This is a genomic window from Chthonomonas sp., assembly GCA_016788425.1.
Taxonomy (GTDB): domain Bacteria; phylum Armatimonadota; class Fimbriimonadia; order Fimbriimonadales; family Fimbriimonadaceae; genus JAEURQ01.
In genome coordinates this window covers 728692-744616 of record JAEURQ010000002.1, presented here as the reverse complement: position 1 = coordinate 744616, position 15925 = coordinate 728692, and the positions used below count along the sequence as shown (strand labels likewise).

Here is a 15925-nt window from a genome sequence, read left to right as displayed (position 1 = left end):
TCACCGATCCAGCATGACCTTGAGAACTGAAGCAGCGTCCTTTTGCTCGGGCCGATAGCCGAACCGATCGCGCCAACCCCACCAGCAAACTGGAACCGAGTAGGTACGAGCCAACTTCGCCACTTCGCTGAACCAAGTAAGCCTGCCTGGCACCGACTCATAACACCCAGCTTCGCCAAGCCATGCCTGCACACGATTCTCGCGGCACCAGTTCACATAGCGTTGGAAATGAAGTTCACGGTTCGACCAATCCGAAAGGTCAAACTTAGTCCCTCCCCCCACCGGGGTGTCTGGGCCGACTTGGCCACGGTAACTCGCCGGATGGGTCACTTCGTACGGCCGGTAGTAATGTAGCGGAACAATGAGTCTGTCGTACTGAGGGGCTGTCCAATTTCCCAAGGGTCCGGCAAACCAATCAATATCAGAAAGTTGCGGGTTAGAAACTACAATCCAGCGCGAAGGAGAAACTTCCCGGATTGCCGCAATGCAGGCAACCATGAGCGAGTCGTATACCGGGCCTCGCTTCGCCGCCCTCGGTTCATTGAGGACCTCAAACGCTAGTTCATCACTCGAAATTCCCTGCAGTTGCTTTGCCCATCTCGACCACTTCCCCGGCAGGTCAAACATGGCAAAAGGGTCCGAGTACCAGGAAAGCGGAGGGTGAAAATCGACGACGACCCGAAGACCTTTCGAGGTCGCCGCCTTGACCAGCTCGACGTCCGGATTCGAGTCAAACGGCAACCGCAGCAACTTGAATCCTGCTTCATGAATCTCAGCAATTTTTGCCCGATCCGGCTTCCATCCGAGGGACACGCCCGCCCCCACATCAACAAACCCATGGGCCAGCGAAATGGAAAGGACAGTTAGGAGAATTAGTAGAACGCGTCTCATCAAAAGGGACAAGTACGGCATCGGGCCGGTTCAGCCCCATTCAGGCATCAATCAGATTTCTCTTGCTCCCGAAGCTCCGTGAGCTCGTCCTGAATCCACCCGGCAAGGCGCGCTTGCAATCCATGCAACTCGGTATTGTTGGCGCACTTGAACCGAAGCGAACCTTCGGTTCCATTGACCCGATCCGAATAGCTGCTGAAGAACACAAAATCAAATCCCTCCGGATAGAGTCTTGCAGCAAGGCATTCAAGCATGGCGAGGAGCGCTTCATTCTGGTCACTCATCGACGTCGCAACTTCGAGCCGGTCCATGGCCTCGATCATGCCGAGCTCAAAGACGGTAGGCTCGCGGAGCGAAGTTGCCACTAGTTGTTCCCCATGGCATCGCGGATAGCATTCCCGAATTGCTGCGCGACCTGCTTTGAACTCCGAACCACCGACCCGGCATCCATCGCATTGATGTGGATGTGCACCACGATGTTGTTGCTACCGGCCAGCGCCGCCGTTTGCCGGGCGCTCGTAACCGAACCAGAGCGTCCAAACTGCACTACCTCAGGACCCTCCTCGCCCACCAGGGCCGTGTCGCCAGCTGAAACCGGTCCCCCGACCGAGCGACGCTTAAGCAAACCAGGAATCGACATCGCTGCCGCAAAGATTCCGCCCATCGGACCAACTGGAACCGGACTCATTCCCCCGCCGAATCCCGGAATGTTCAACGCCCCGCCCAGCCAGCTCCCAAATCGCTCCGAGAGCCCGGCATGAGCCTGCTGGAGCAGAAAGTTGCTGATCGTCCGCTGGATGGTTCCGAATAGGTTCTTAAAGCCACCACCCAGAATATCGTCAAAGAGCTTCGTGAACGTGTCATACAGGTCCTCGCGCATCTTCATCGAATCATCGTGGATCTGCTGATTCAGGAGCTGCCACTGATCCAACGTCCGAGTGGTGTCAACCAATGCCGGCGTCTCGGGCTCCGGTACCTTCGGTAGCGGACCGGAATAGGGACCAAGACCGCCGAGCCATGTCAGCTTGCCTTCCTTCAAAGCTTGCATGAACCTTAAGCCAACCAGCTTCTTCTGCATCCCGTCGCCCAGCTTTTTCCATTCCGATAGGCTGAGCCCGACAAATTTGGCCAGCCCGTTTCGAACCGGGTCCATCGCCTCGGCAATGGCCGTCTTCATTTGAACGACTCGGTCCTCAGCCCGCTCCACCGCCTTCTCCAGTGCGTCCAGCCCCGTAAGCGGCACCGAATCCAGCCCCGCCCGAGCCGCGAGCGACATGGCCCGGCCAACCTCAAACATGCGAGCCAGACCCGCCTCGATCCCGTTCACAAAGCCCTGAACGACGTAACCCCCGATTTCTTCAAAGACCTTGGAAGGTGAACGAATGCCGAGAACGCCCCGAACTCCTTCAACAAAGGCAGTAATTTGGTCTCGCATCCACTTCTTGGCACCCTCCCAAACACGCATGAACCCTTGCTTGATGCCCTCGACAATGTTTTTGCCAATGTCAACGGCCGCATGGAAGATTCGGCCCGCCGCATCCTTGATCATGTTCCACAGCGTAACCATCAGTCCAGATATGGCAACGACTGCCTTTTGAAGGACGCCCAGGATTCCCGTCCACAGGTCAGCAAAGTAGCGCCGGATGACTTCCCAAGCCCCCTTCCAGTCACCTTGAATGACCTTCATCACAACCTTGATAATGTTGCCAATCGCCTGCATCACAGTGCCGACAATCGACTTGATAAGATCCCACACAAATTTGGCCGTGGCCGTGATGTCCTCACCATGCGCCTTCCAGAATTCTTGAATCGTCGTCAGCACAGTCTCGACCGTACGCTGAATATCGGGCAAGTTCTCTTTGAACCAGGCGACAACCGGCTCGAACCATGACGCAACCTCTGCGGAGAATCCCGACCACGCCGTCACCATCCACTCTTTCACATTCTCCCACGCGGCCAAGAACTGGGGAGCTGCTTCGTGGATCAGCGGCATCACCGCATCGCGAATGCCACCGAAGTTGGTCGCGAACGCGGCCGCAAGTGCGGCGACGCCCGCCACCACTAAACCAATCGGCCCCGTCAAAGCCGCCAGAATCGGAGCAAGGGCCGATAGCCCCGTCGCCATGGATCCAATTGCCATCAAAACAGGGCCCGCTGCCGCAACCAACCCCATGAACACCAGGATGCCATTCTGCACCGGCTCCGGCAAAGAACTCACCACGGCGATCATCTGCGAAACTCCTTCGACAACCTGGGTCGCGAGTCCGAGCACTCTGGAACCAAGGTCTTCAGCTACTGATTGCGTCACCGATTTCAGCCGCTCCCACGCTCCGGCAAACCCTTTGAGCTTGCCACTGGCCATGTCACCGGCGGCGCCCGCTTGACTGATGCCCCCGGCCAGGTCAGCAAACCCTTTCGGACCAAGTTGGAACAGTATGCTGGCCGCCCGGACACCGTCGGAGCCGAAGATCATGCTCATCACCGAGTTGCGGCGCTCCTGGGTCATTGGTTCGAGCACCGAATGAAGGTTCGACAGGATGTCAGGGAACGGCTTGAGTTTGCCTGCGGCGTCGTAGAACTGGAGCCCGAGCTCGGCCATCGCCTCCGCTGCCTTCGACGTTTTTGGAGTGAGGGCCATCAGCATGGCCTTCACAGAGGTGCCGGCGTCGGACCCCTTGATACCGGCATTGGCCATCGCCGCTAGGGTCGTTGTGAATTCGTGCACGGTAAGCCCGTACATGTTGGCCACTGCCGCGCCCGCCTGGAAACCTTGGGCCAAGTCATCGACTCCGGCAGATGAGCGGTTGGCTGCGGCGGAGAGCGCGTCGGCCACCATTGCCGCCTTATCACCGCTCAATTGAAACGCGTTCAGTGCATTGGCCGCGACTTCGGCTGCCCGAGCGTTCGAGATGGCGCCGGCAGCCGAGAGCAAGAGGACGCCACGTGAGGCTTCCATGGTGTCGACCACGGAGAGTCCGGCCTTCGACAGCTCAAGCATCGCCTGCATGGCATCCGTCGAGCTGGTCGCAGGGAGCGTAAGGTCTGCACCAAGTTGTCGCGCCTTTTCCGAGACCGCCTCCATTTGCGAAGCAGTGAGACCAGCAACCGCCTGGATCTCGTTCTGAACCTTCTCGAAGTCTGCAGCAACCTTGCCGATGTATCCGAGCGCACCGAGCATTGGAGCGGAGAACGCCATCAGGTCACGCCCCGCGGCTGAAGTGCTATTACCGAATTCCTGGAGCGACCTTCCGCCCTTGTTAGCGCGCTTGCTCACCCCATCAATGGCTTTGTTCGCCCGATCCATCCCCTGTTCCAGGGATTTCGTATCAGCTTCGAGCAGTACTTCCAGTTCAGCGACGCGGGTGGCCATCGCTAGGCTAAGTACGCCTTGCGGCTGTTAGTGGACAAGTCCGCACATATTGCTTCGCCTTGGAAAACTTGGGTAAAACGCCTTCTTTCGGCGGCAGGCAATGAACACGTTGTACTTTGGCGACAATCTAAAAATGCTGGATCGCGTTGCGGATGAGTCTGTGGACCTCATTTACATTGATCCACCATTCAATTCTGCGAGGCAGTACAACCTGCTGTTCAAGCAAGTCAGAGGCGATCCGTCACCAGCTCAAATCATGGCGTTCGAGGATACATGGAAGTGGGACCCGACCGCCATGGAAGAGTTCCAGCAGACATGTGATCACCCACGGTTGCGCCGACTGCTTGATGTCCTTTACGACCTTATCGGTGAGTCTGAAATGATGGCTTACTTGGTGGCAATGGCTCCAAGGATTCTGAGCCTTTCGTACAAGTTGAAGACAACTGGGTCCTTTTATCTTCACTGCGATCCTGCGGCTAGCCATTATTTAAAACTCGTTTGCGACCTCGTTTTTAGAGCACAAAACTTCCGAAACGAAATTGTTTGGAAGCGCCAAAGTGCTCACAGCGACGCAAAGTTAAAGTTTGCCAACGTATCAGATACGATTCTCTTCTACGGTAAGTCTGATCGGGTCAAGTTCCGGCCGGTCTTTTGCCCTCACGATCCCGACTACGTAAGGAGTTTCTACAGACACGATGACCATGACGGGCGAGGCAAGTACCAACTTGCAGATATGTCTGCACCTGCAGGTGGTGGCATGGCCGCGATCAATAAAGCCACGGGGCTTCCGAACGGTTGGTACAAGTACAAAGGATTCGATCCTCCTCCCCGCGGATGGCGGTACTCATTGGAAACAATGGAGAAATTGGACATTGCAGGGCGAATTCACATCCCTAAGCTACTCGATGGGCGCCCGGATACAAAGAAGCGACTCAGACTGAAGCGATATCTCGAAGAGCTACAAGGGCAGGTTGTATCAAACATTTGGTCAGACATTCCACCATTGCAGTCCGCCGGTCGAAGTGGAGAGGCGAGGGGATATCCAACCCAAAAGCCGGTCGCCCTTATGGAGCGAATAATCGAGGCTTCATCCGATGAGGGCGATGTTGTGCTCGACGCATTTTGCGGATGCGGAACAACAGTATCTGCCGCTCAGAAGCTCAAGAGGAAGTGGATCGGGATCGACGTGACATTCTTGGCCATCAATGAGATTGAAGAACGCTTGATGGAGGAGTTTGGGTTGGAGAAAGGCACCGATTTCCGAGTTGAGGGGCTGCCCGCTGATCTGGACGCGGCTCGTGAGTTCTTCAACTTGACGCGAAAGGATAGTCACAAGCAATTCGAAATGTGGGCCGTCGGGTTGGTCAACGGTCAGCCAAGGGAAAAGAAGGGGGGCGACCGCGGAATCGATGGCGATCTGTGGCTTGAGTCAACGATTCACGACACAAGCATCGCTCCGATTCAGGTCAAAGGGGGAGGACTCAACCCGAGCATTGTACGCGACTTTGCGCATGTCATCGAGCGGGAGAAGGCTCCAATCGGCGCACTCATCACGCTCGAACGCCCAACGCGAGGCATGGAGCAAGAAGCCCTAAGTTTGGGCACAGTGGAATCGGCAGGACGCAAGGTGCCTCGGCTTCAAATGTTGCCAATAGAACAACTACTCCAAAAGGAAGTGGGACTTGCTGTTCCGGATGGATACTACATTCGACCATCGCGGTACCGAATTCAAGGGAAACTGCGAATTTAGCCTGCCCACTCCTTAACCAACCCCGCTACAATCCGTCGCGCCTGGCCGCTGACATTCTGGCCGGCCACCATCAAGAACGGCCTGGACGCCCGCCCTCGTGCCCCCTGGTGCACGTACACCGCGTAGTTAGCGGCCAGTGCCACCTTGGACATTCCCCGGCCGGGCCGCCCGCTGGGAATCGCTTCCAAGAACTCCTTTGATGCCGCTCCCGCACGGGTCGCGGCCGCACTGACGGCGGCGCCCCGCTCGCTCATCGAATGGGTCTCCAGATAGACCGAATTCATCATGGCCCCGGTGTCCACCGCTCCCATGCTCCGGATCTGCTCGACCGTTTCCTCCTGCAGCGCAAATCCAACAGCGCGAGCGCAAGCGTCACGAAGTTCCGGCGTGGCGTTCGCCAACTCCGGAATCCGGTTCATCTTGACCTTGATCCTCACTCTGGTGGCAGGGGGCGAACGTTGAACTTGTAGATGCCGCCCAGGTGCTGGACCGTCTTGCCGTTCAAATCAATTGGATAGTTCACCGGCGCCATACGAAACACATCCGCAATAATGCCGTACTCAGTCGAAAACGACCGGATGGACATGATCGTCCGGTGCATCAGGTCCGCCATTTCCTGCACAGGTGTGATGTTTTCCGAGACCGATTCAACCGCAACCTCAACCACGATGTCCACTGACCGCTCAACATTTCCCAGGAAGTAGTCCGCCTGACCGTTGATGAACTTGTGGATCACCGCAACCGGTTGTTTGGCCTTTGGCCCGGGATAGCCATACAAGCCCACCCCTGCGGGCAGAACAGGCCGCAGTTTCAATTCCAGGCAATTGATCACGGCCTCGATCATCGCCGGGCCACCAAGTAGCTCCTCACTCCGCGAGTGGCTTCGTGCTTCGAGCTCAAATCACCCAAAACGATGAGCCGTACCGATTCCTGCCACTCTCGCAGTTGCTGAAAAGCGCCAGGAACCTCCTGACCCATGGAAACCAAAGAATCCCGTTCAATGGTCGCGCTGTGGCGCATGGTTAAGCGAGAAAGTTCGCGATGCTCCATCGCAAACTCGCCCGGAACCTCATCCGCTCTGATCGGCCGCAAACGACCAAGAATCGTCGGTTCGGGAGTGAGTTCTACCGTCTCTTCTCCAAAATCGCCAGCAACCGTCTGCACAACAACGAGGCGAAAGTGCGGATGGAGCGTCTTATCTGAAACGGCTCGGATGGCGGCCAGGGTCCCAGTTGACATCACAGGCTGAAGTTCTCCACACCTGGTGCGGCGAGCTTGCCGGTTGCGTAGCGTGATCCGGCAACTCCGGATTTAGGCCCACCGATTTCACCGGCGCGACACTTCTTCGCAAGCGTCTTCCACTGCTCGATGCGCTCGTTCCACCGCACCCGAACCCCTCCCTCGTCCTGATATTCATCCGGTTCTTGGGCAAACCTCGAGCAAAGACCATCGGCGGCCTGGGCGACTGCCTCGGCAAACTTGAACTCCTCGATGAGGGCGTCAAGGGTTTCATCCTGATAAAACCACACCCGCGCCCCAACGGCGTCCAGGAGCACGCCAGTATCCCCGAGAAGAAGGCGGGCTCGATCTCGGGGAGTGGGAAGCGCGGGTTCGTAGGTTGTCGCCACGACTTACTTTTCCTTAGGTTTGTCCTTTGCGGGTTCAGCCTTCGGCTTTTCTTCGGGCTTCGGATCCGTTGCAGATGCTTCAACTACCGCCTGGACACTCCCATTGTCACCGCCCAGAAGCTCATTTACATGGAGTTCAAGTTGCTCCACGCGAGCGAGCAACGCGGCCTTTTCCCCTTGCCACTCATCGACCGCGAGCTCCAGATCAAGGAGGCGCTCTTCAAGATCATCATCAATCTTTTGACCGTCGTCGTCAGCCAATTCAACTGGTTCTGGATCGTCTGGCAATCGCTCACCAAGGGCAGAACGCAGCTGATCGCGCGTCGAAATGATTCTGCCTTCGTGCATAAACGAGGAGCCGCCGTCAATGATTTCCAGGGCTTCCTGTACGGTAATGGATAGATTTCCCATATCACCTGCTCAAGTACGAAAAAGGCCGCCGCGAGTCAAGTCGCGGCGGCAATCGAGGTCGTGGAGTGAGTTCTTACTTACAGATGATCTTGGCCGTGACCGCGTCGTGGTGCCGCCGGGACATTCCCTTGGTCACCGCCCAGAGCGTCACGCCCGGAGGGTTCATATTGCCATTGGCGGCTGTCACGTAGCCAACCGGGCCGCGAGTGCCCGCCGGAATGCTGTTTCCAATCACCGTTCCTGGCATGAGGTTCGACGCAATCGCTTCGGTCACCGGACAGTTGGCGAAGTCCCACACGCCGGCATTTCCGTCGGCTGCTTTGGTCGAGAAAATGACATCCGCCTCGGCCACGTAACGAGCCGTCGATTCGGTGCCATCCTCATTCTCGACGAAGTAGGTGGAATCATCGATTTCGATTTCAATGCCGCCACCAAGGACACGCTGAAGGAGCTCTTTCGCCGTCCCAACGGGAAGCGGGAACGAACCAGAACCAAACGTGACGCCCGAGAAGATTTGCGCCTTCGCCTTGAACTCATCGGATGCCGTGATGACATCAAAGACCGCAGTAGCGTAGGTGATGCGATCGTAGGTGATACCGTACGTCTCCTTTGCCTTTCGAATGAGCGCCAGCGCATCCGCAACTGGAGTCATGGTAGCAAGGTTTGCGTTGATGTACTGTTGACCACCGGTTAGCGTGACCTTCAGGTCCGATTTCATCCCGAAGGTGACGCCGGATGCCTTGATGCCGAACTTGTCGATCGCAAATCCGTCCGAAACGACCGCGCACTTGAGAATCGCCTTGCGCTTGTTCACACCATCGATGAGCCCCGCGAGGTAGCCCGCGATTTTGGTATCAAGCGAGCCCGCATCAACGGCCAAACCGCCACCATTGGTGAGGCGGTACAGCAGATCGAGATCGCGCTGATCCAGATCGAGGCCGTGCTTCAGGTTCGGCACCTTGGTTTGCACAAAGGTGCTTGGCTTGAGCTTGCGGGTCGGAGCCATGGCCCCGTCCATAACGACATCGGCGACGGCCAGGGAACCCGCGCCCTTCCAGATGATGTCATCTTCGGTCGCCGGCACATCCGGAATGCGGGCGTCCCAGGGAGAGACCTGGTACTGACGGATGTCCACGATCTCGGAAACGAACTTAGCGATCCGAGTCGTGCCTAGAATTTGTGAGAGTGCAATCAACATGTTCTTAGCTCGAAGCGTAGGTCAGGCCGGGAAGCGCGGCTTCCAGATTGGCGTAGGTCGGTTGTCCCGCAGCTCCGCACTTGATGCGGGCCTTGTGCGCAACTCCAGCATCGAAGACTTCGCCGATGTGGATTCCGTCGTCGTCTTCCGTGATGGTGCGATCCAGCACGAAAACTGCACCGCGGCGTGTGGCGTCAATCGTTTGGCGCCCATCCGATGCGGCAGTCGCACCACCGGCGTTAGTCGCCGCTGGCCCGTACAGTCGGCTCGCTGTGATCTGAACCAAGACAGTTCCGTACGGCAAGTACTTCTTCCCGATGGGAATGACTTGACCGTCCAGAGTGACCGCCGAGCCGGATACGGCGGCAACCGTAGACCAGTCGATCGTAACCCCGCCGACTTTCGATCGGGCCGAGTTCGTGTTGGCAAGAACGCGAGTGCGCCCGCCGAGGTTCGTGGTGGTTGGACCAAATTTCATTATCGAATTCCTCCCTTGAATTGCTTCAGATCAACGCTGATCGGCAAATCCTGATTTGGCTCTGCCTTGGCAAAGAGCGTCTGCTCTTCGGTTTGCGATTGCCCTGCCGGGATCGCTTCCGTAGTGAGCTTGTGTTCGGCTCGAAGCGAGAAGTTTTCCCGGATCGCCTTGCACATCGGGCCTTCCTCGATTTCACCGTTTGCGGCAAACTTAACCGCTCCCGCCGAATCAGATTCCAATGCGGCCGCGAACATCGATTCCACGTTGCTCAGTTCCGCTGGAAGCACCTTCTTCGCTGCGATCTGCTCAGCCGCAAATGCTCGTGCCCGTGCCTGAATCAGGGCCTTGTCCTGGAGGGCAACGCGCTTGCGAAGCTCATCAGTGGTCGGGTCAGCCGAAAAAATCGGCGACGTAGTAGGAGCAGGCGGCACCGGTTGCGGAGCTGGAGTACCATCACTGGCAGCCGCACCGAAGAGGGCCGCCAACTTGCTGAAGAATCCCTTTTCGTCCATGTCAGCCGATTTAGTACGCTCAGGGACAGGACCGTTCGCAAATGCAACGAGGGTCGCATCCTCGATTCTCGGATCAAACGTGAGTGCATTGCCAACGATATCGCGCTGACCGGTTCCAGACAGTCCGACCGCGAATTCCAGCGAGGTCTGAACCGAGTCGGGGCCCAACTCCTTGTCGCCTAGTTTCGACAGCCACGCCGGGAGCCGCATCGTGCCCCAGAACTCAGTGCCAATCCGCTCCAATTTATTGAGCGTCCCTAACTCGTGGCCGAGGACGGTCTTTACCTTGTGCTCGAGTCCGTTCTTACAGCCGCCGCGGGCGTTGAACCGGCTGATCATGGCGTCGGCCTCAGCGGGGTCGGTCAGAGCAAAACTCTTGTCCGGGTAGTTGCCCATGCGGAACACGCGGCCATACAGGTCGACCGTTCCGTCGGCGTTTGCCGTGACGGAGAAGCCGGTGACGGGCACGTACTCACGGCTGATGACAACCGGGGTCGGCTCGCCAAAGGTGAGGGCACCATCTTCCCCGAGGGTGTACGTCCGCTCATAGTAGGCACCATCAAGCTGGTACACGAACGCATCAGGATAAACATCTCGGATCCACGGCCAGTTGTCCGAGTTCGCGATCCCGGCCCGGAGCTTGGATCGAATGAGATCGGTGATGGTGTCGAACGAAATCCTCATTCGGCGGCCACCTTTTCCGTGTAGCTGCTAGCGCCGCCGTGGACATAAGTCCTGCCGTCGTGCGCGAGCTCCGCCGGAGCTTGTTCTTCAGAAATGCTCAGCTCCTCAATAAATTCAGCGTGCTGATCAAAGAGTTTGATAATCATCGCACCCTGAACAGTACGCTGAGGGTCCGATTATTCCCAGTCTGGCATTTCAACCGTCTGGCCGGCGAGCGCATGGGTGCAATCGCCGAGAAATTCGATTCGCCCATCGCGAACAAAACTGTGGCACACCCCTTGGACCGATTCTGAGGGCGGATGAGGGCCGTGATAGTTCGCAAATGTCAATCGATCGGGCCCATAGAGCGTTTGACGAACCAGAATGCTTGGCGTCAAAGTTGGACTGTCAACCGAGTTGTTCCAGCCCCACTTGCGCGGCCCATCTGTCGGAACCCCGTGCGCCTCATTGCACCCTGGGCACCAGAAAAGAAGCGTCTTGTCAGTCGCGAGTTGAGCTTTGGCCACGCGGTTAAATCCTCGACGCCATTCCCTGGTTCGCGATCTCGGCCGCCATCAGAACCTGCATCATTCGATTGGCACGCCCGTAGTGAAACCCTTGCGAATAGTGGATGTCGTCCCATCGCCATCCCTTTGCCGCCGCGTTTCCGGCCACGGTCACCGCGCTGATCGTTCGGTTGGCTGGCTGAAACTCTTCAAACCCGAGGTGCGCCCACTCGTCATAAACTGCGAACACGTTAGGGAATTCGTCCGCCACCTGGTCCATGGCCGCCCGTGTTTGTTCAAATGTGAGGGTTGAGCCGTTTGCGAGGTGAACTCGCTGGGACTGCAGCCCTAATACGCAACCGCCTGCGGCTTGCGCTCGGGTTGCTATCTCACGGTAAGCGGCGACGAAGTTTTCAACTGTGCTCGCGTTGCTACCAATGTCGTTTTGTCCCGCGTTGCAGATCATGCAATCGAGAACTCGATCCGACTTCAAGGTGTTGAAGTGGTTCGCAATCCCCGTAACCAGATTCGCCCGCCAATAGCCCGCGCTACTCCCACCGTCATCGATGAGTCGAATTCCGTGATGCGCAAAGTTGTAGCCAAGAACACCGCTGGATGCGTCGCCCTGATCAAACAGAAATCCGCAAATCCACGGGTCACCGCCCGATGGCTGCCCCAGCGTTATGGTGTTAACTCCTGGAGTGAGCGTGATCCAGTCGACTCGCAAGGAAGCATCATTGACCGCCGGCAGGGTGAGGTTTCCACTCGCCGTAGTCGCACCCGAAACCGTGTACGGCTGGGTGATCGTTGCGCCATTCTTGTTGAGTGTCACGACTCCTACCCGCGTTGCTCGAGATCGCCCCCGGCTTGTCGTGACTGACATGGTCACGGCTTCCGCCGCCTTCAACCTGGCGACAGATGCGCCCCACGCTTCAATCCATCGCCCGTTATAGCCGGTCCCAGCCGCCGCATTGGGCGTCCAGTCCACCGAATTGGCCGGCACCGCCACACTGAACTGGTTGGTGTAACTCGTGGCATCCTCTGAACCGCCCATGGTCGCCGCCGCAAGGAACCCAGCTCCGCCAAATCCGCAAATGCCCTGAAGCTCGCCGATCAACACTTCGAACCAACCGCTGTCCGGCGTGTCGAGGCCGAACCGCTTTGTGTTTGAGTCCCCGAGAACCGCGACCGTCGCCTTTTTCTTGCCGAGCGCGGTCATAAGCGGCGCTAACGCATTGAGGTTTCGGCAATGCCGAGCAGTCTCGGCTACATGGGCCAGGCTAGGGTTGCGAAGGTCTCCGGGCAAAACTGAGTTGAACAGCATGCCCAATCAAGTACGAAGCCTAGGAGGACGTGCGCGGATCAACTCCGCCGTGCACGTTTTCAATGAGCCACATTTCGAAAAATAGGTTCATATCGCTGGGCGGAATCTCAAAAGTAAAGCTCTCGTCTAACATCCGAATGTAGACTGAGTCGTCGAGCCATGCTCGGTTCAGATCAAGAAGCGGCGCAAATGAGTTGCGACCTTCCGACAGCATACTAGTGCCTTCGGGTAGCTTGCGAAATCTTTCTGCGACTGTCATGACGAAAACCGGATGCCCAGCTGATCTTTGAGGAGCCTTCTGAAGATTTTACTCCATTGGTACTCAAATTCTCGTTTTATGAGCCTTAGTTCCTCATCGGTCGCCGCAACGGGATCAATGCTACCGAGCTTTCGCCGAGTGATGCCAATAGCCTGGGACCTTGCCATTTCACGGAGTCGCCGTGCCACCAGTACATCTTCGACTTCCATGACCGGAGGCGTGAACCGCTTGATGCCCTTCCCAAGAACCGTCGCTCTGATCTCACCCATTTGCGCATCGATGGCTTGCAGAATGTCCGACGTGCTGAGATGATTAACCCGAGACGGGTGCGGGTGCGTGACTATTGATGAGAACAGGAGCGAAGAATCATCGGGATGGAAGGTGACACTGTCGGCATCACCGTCTACCCTCCAAATCTCGCCATTCGATCGGAAAATATGAGCCACTTCGGTTCTGGAGTTCGCATATTCCACTTCTATCCGCCTAAGTTCACGCCGGATTTGGCCCGGCCGCACTGTCTTAATCAGAACTGCTCGTGAAGCCGAGTTTACTCCACCCGACTGCTGCCCGATAAGTCCGAGTGCCGTCTCCGATTGAAGTTGACGGAGTGGTTTCAGCACCGTGCTCGGCCCCCACCTGAAGTTCGGCTTCTGTTGAACCATCTCGCGCATGGTGAGTTGTCCGGAGTTCCAAAGTTCGTAGCGTGTCTTGCCGAGAACGGCTTGTTGTATTTCTGGCATCTGATCCCGGAGCCATTCCTCGCCAGTTTTGCGACTCGGCGTGTATCCAAGGATCATCGGAACCATCGAACAGCGACACGCCGCGTGGCTTGCCATCTGCTCGGTGAGTGGATGCTCGGAACCGTCCATGGCCAGACAGATGGGGCAGGTGCGCCGATCGCGGGCACTCGCCCACCTCCAACCTGTAACGACATCCGAATTCGCGACAAAGTTACGTAGGGTCGCCGTACGGTATGTCCGGTTTGTCTCGGTTCGAGCAATCAGCAAAGCTCGGTGCTTACTGAGGCCATCAAGTTCCTTGTGCAATTCCCGCGCGATCGTCGCAGGGCCGGAACCAACCGTTTTGGTGAGGGCCACGAAGGCCCCACGGACAGCCTTTTCGCCAAACTCGGCGAAAATCTCGCGAAGCGGAGAACCGGATCCGAGAATGCCGACCAGGTCTTGGAGCTGCTCAATCGGGACTCGGCTGAGCGAACCGACGACCCCTGTTGACTTGATGAGGTCGATGGCATCCACACCAGCCAGTCCAACGAGCTCCTTTTGCCTCCTGGCAATCGCCGTAGCAGACGCCTCCGCAAAGCGCTGGGTCTCGGCACGAATAGCCACGAGAAGCTCACGAACTTGCGACTGCTCCGTCAGCCAAAGTGGGTTTACGTCGGTCCCAGCAACTTGCGCCGCGTGTATGAGCTTGGCCACCTTACCAAGGCGCTCGTCGAGCGCGGATTCGTAATTGCGGTACGCCGCGATGATCTCACGGGCCATCTTCTTTTCGCCCCGCAGAAGTGCGCGTCGCCGGCGTTCAAGAACGGCGTACAGCCCTGAGGAACGGACGAAGAGTGAGGCCGCGCGACTGAACCAGGTCACTGCTGTGGATCCGGGTCTGGGTTTGTCGCTTTGCCGATTTCACCCGAGATCAGCTTCGCCACCATGTCGGAATCTTCTTGCGCCTGGCGCAGCTTTTCGATATCCGGAACGGGTAAACCGACCATCGCGCAGAAGTCAGGAACCTCTTCGATCGTCAGCATTCCAGCCTGCAACGCCGCCACCCCCGCCTTGATCATCTCGACTCGGTTGGCGACGATGCTCGAAGAGAGCACGATCCGCGGAACCGGCTTACCCGGCCCAAAATTCGCTTCCACCAGCACCTTCAGTAGGCACTGTTCGATTGATTCTTGTATTATGAGTCGGTTCTTAGCAACGATTGCTTGCGTAACTTCGTTACCACTGGTTGAATCCGCCTTGCTTCCGTGCTCAGCCTCAAGCGTGGTGCGTGAACTGCCCAGGATAGCCGTTGCGATCTGTCGATCCGCATACGAGTGACCGGCCAAAAATGCTGCCCCATCGCCCTCGCTTTGGAGAAAATCGACCTCCGTCCCATGAGGCAACGCCAGAGCAGTCGAATTGCCGAACGCCAGAAGGGCTCGAAGCAATGCCTGCTCGGCAGTGACCATGAGTTCGTTACCGTCTCCATCGGTAACCGGATTGCCATCGGCGTCGATTTGGGGTTCCTCCTGCGCTTCGTCCGGGGTTCGACCGACAAGCCCAGGAGTTCCGAACTGCTGAAGAAACTTGAACCACTCCGGCAAGAGCGAGGTTTTGAAGTACCAATAGTTGTAAGCTGGTTCGAGCGCACTTGCCCCTTGCGGGCTGTCCTCCAGCCCTCCGTCGTGCGACACCCACCAGAATTTTTCCACCGGAATCAAGTCTGAATTTTTCGCCGACCTGAACCCCTTGATGTTCCCGAACTCATCGACAACGAACCCGACGAGGGTGCTCGATTTTGGCTTGACCGCTCTCAGAACAAGCGAGTCCCCGGCAAGCTCAAACACGGATTCCGCGATGCCATAGCCCTCCACCAACATCTTCCGGACCATCTCCAAACAAGGGGCAAAGAAGTTGATGGAGTTGATCTGCTCCTGCACAAACTCCGCGATCGCCACGCTTTCGGCATCGTCCTGGTCCTTCGCAACGACGCTGAAGCCATTGGCCAGCGTGTGGGACAAGATCAGCACCTGAAGCAGGCGAACCGAGCCGGACACGATGGGATCGAGCATCATGCGCCGCGCTACATCCGGAGTGATTACGGTCGAGTGTGGGCCCAGAATTCCGCGCAAGGAAAGGAGCGTGCCAATCGGGTGCCCGCTGATAAACTCTCGCGCGAGCTGGGCCATGGATTTCGAAGCCATCAAACCGGA

At 57.4% G+C, this 15925-nt stretch carries 17 protein-coding genes; 1 reads left to right on the top strand and 16 read right to left on the bottom strand.

The annotated features are described in order from the left end of the window. The 3 genes from JNJ45_05625 to JNJ45_05615 are packed head-to-tail and all read right to left on the bottom strand — an operon-like array spanning position 1 to position 4261. A complete protein-coding gene (locus tag JNJ45_05625) occupies positions 1 to 912 on the bottom strand; it encodes a cellulase family glycosylhydrolase (GenBank protein ID MBL8048143.1) in 912 nt (303 codons plus the stop codon). 26 nt (positions 913 to 938) lie between these two features. Continuing rightward, positions 939 to 1214 carry a hypothetical protein gene (locus JNJ45_05620; protein ID MBL8048142.1) on the bottom strand — a complete coding sequence of 92 codons (276 nt, stop codon included), beginning with the start codon at positions 1212 to 1214 and terminating at the stop codon, positions 939 to 941. Positions 1215 to 1255: 41 nt separating this feature from the next. Further along, positions 1256 to 4261: a phage tail tape measure protein gene (locus JNJ45_05615; GenBank protein MBL8048141.1), complete on the bottom strand. Its 3006-nt coding sequence runs from the start codon at positions 4259 to 4261 to the stop codon at positions 1256 to 1258. 133 nt (positions 4262 to 4394) lie between these two features. Between JNJ45_05615 and JNJ45_05610 the strand changes: the two genes are divergently transcribed. Continuing rightward, positions 4395 to 6011 (top strand): site-specific DNA-methyltransferase, encoded by a 1617-nt coding sequence (locus JNJ45_05610; protein MBL8048140.1) that lies wholly within the window; start codon positions 4395 to 4397, stop codon positions 6009 to 6011. Here JNJ45_05610 and JNJ45_05605 read toward each other — a convergent pair. The 13 genes from JNJ45_05605 to JNJ45_05545 all read right to left on the bottom strand — a co-directional run bounded on the left by JNJ45_05605 (position 6008) and on the right by JNJ45_05545 (position 15901). After that, positions 6008 to 6448, bottom strand: a complete 441-nt coding sequence (locus JNJ45_05605) for a hypothetical protein (GenBank protein ID MBL8048139.1) — start codon at positions 6446 to 6448, stop codon at positions 6008 to 6010. The genes JNJ45_05610 and JNJ45_05605 overlap by 4 nt on opposite strands. Then, complete coding sequence (locus tag JNJ45_05600; GenBank protein MBL8048138.1) at positions 6445 to 6855, bottom strand: hypothetical protein; 411 nt, start codon at positions 6853 to 6855, stop codon at positions 6445 to 6447. Before JNJ45_05600 ends, JNJ45_05605 begins: the two co-directional genes overlap by 4 nt. After that, positions 6852 to 7250 carry a hypothetical protein gene (locus tag JNJ45_05595; protein MBL8048137.1) on the bottom strand — a complete coding sequence of 133 codons (399 nt, stop codon included), beginning with the start codon at positions 7248 to 7250 and terminating at the stop codon, positions 6852 to 6854. Before JNJ45_05595 ends, JNJ45_05600 begins: the two co-directional genes overlap by 4 nt. Further along, the gene (locus JNJ45_05590) at positions 7250 to 7567 is read right to left on the bottom strand and encodes a hypothetical protein (protein MBL8048136.1); all 318 of its coding nucleotides are present in this window, start codon (positions 7565 to 7567) and stop codon (positions 7250 to 7252) included. Before JNJ45_05590 ends, JNJ45_05595 begins: the two co-directional genes overlap by 1 nt. A 75-nt stretch (positions 7568 to 7642) precedes the next feature. Next, the gene (locus tag JNJ45_05585; GenBank protein ID MBL8048135.1) at positions 7643 to 8050 is read right to left on the bottom strand and encodes a hypothetical protein; all 408 of its coding nucleotides are present in this window, start codon (positions 8048 to 8050) and stop codon (positions 7643 to 7645) included. A gap of 73 nt (positions 8051 to 8123) precedes the next feature. Continuing rightward, positions 8124 to 9248, bottom strand: a complete 1125-nt coding sequence (locus tag JNJ45_05580; protein MBL8048134.1) for a major capsid protein — start codon at positions 9246 to 9248, stop codon at positions 8124 to 8126. Positions 9249 to 9252: 4 nt separating this feature from the next. After that, positions 9253 to 9726: a hypothetical protein gene (locus JNJ45_05575; protein ID MBL8048133.1), complete on the bottom strand. Its 474-nt coding sequence runs from the start codon at positions 9724 to 9726 to the stop codon at positions 9253 to 9255. Further along, positions 9726 to 10922 (bottom strand): hypothetical protein, encoded by a 1197-nt coding sequence (locus JNJ45_05570; protein MBL8048132.1) that lies wholly within the window; start codon positions 10920 to 10922, stop codon positions 9726 to 9728. Before JNJ45_05570 ends, JNJ45_05575 begins: the two co-directional genes overlap by 1 nt. After that, the gene (locus JNJ45_05565; protein MBL8048131.1) at positions 10919 to 11068 is read right to left on the bottom strand and encodes a hypothetical protein; all 150 of its coding nucleotides are present in this window, start codon (positions 11066 to 11068) and stop codon (positions 10919 to 10921) included. Before JNJ45_05565 ends, JNJ45_05570 begins: the two co-directional genes overlap by 4 nt. Before the next feature lie 364 nt (positions 11069 to 11432). Continuing rightward, entirely contained in the window at positions 11433 to 12626 is a 1194-nt protein-coding gene (locus JNJ45_05560) for a hypothetical protein (protein MBL8048130.1), read from the bottom strand. Positions 12627 to 12750: 124 nt separating this feature from the next. Further along, on the bottom strand, positions 12751 to 12945 hold the full coding sequence (locus tag JNJ45_05555; GenBank protein MBL8048129.1) for a hypothetical protein: 195 nt from the start codon (positions 12943 to 12945) through the stop codon (positions 12751 to 12753). A gap of 41 nt (positions 12946 to 12986) precedes the next feature. Continuing rightward, positions 12987 to 14594: a minor capsid protein gene (locus JNJ45_05550; protein ID MBL8048128.1), complete on the bottom strand. Its 1608-nt coding sequence runs from the start codon at positions 14592 to 14594 to the stop codon at positions 12987 to 12989. Then, entirely contained in the window at positions 14591 to 15901 is a 1311-nt protein-coding gene (locus tag JNJ45_05545) for a DUF935 family protein (GenBank protein ID MBL8048127.1), read from the bottom strand. Before JNJ45_05545 ends, JNJ45_05550 begins: the two co-directional genes overlap by 4 nt. Positions 15902 to 15925 lie beyond the last annotated feature (24 nt).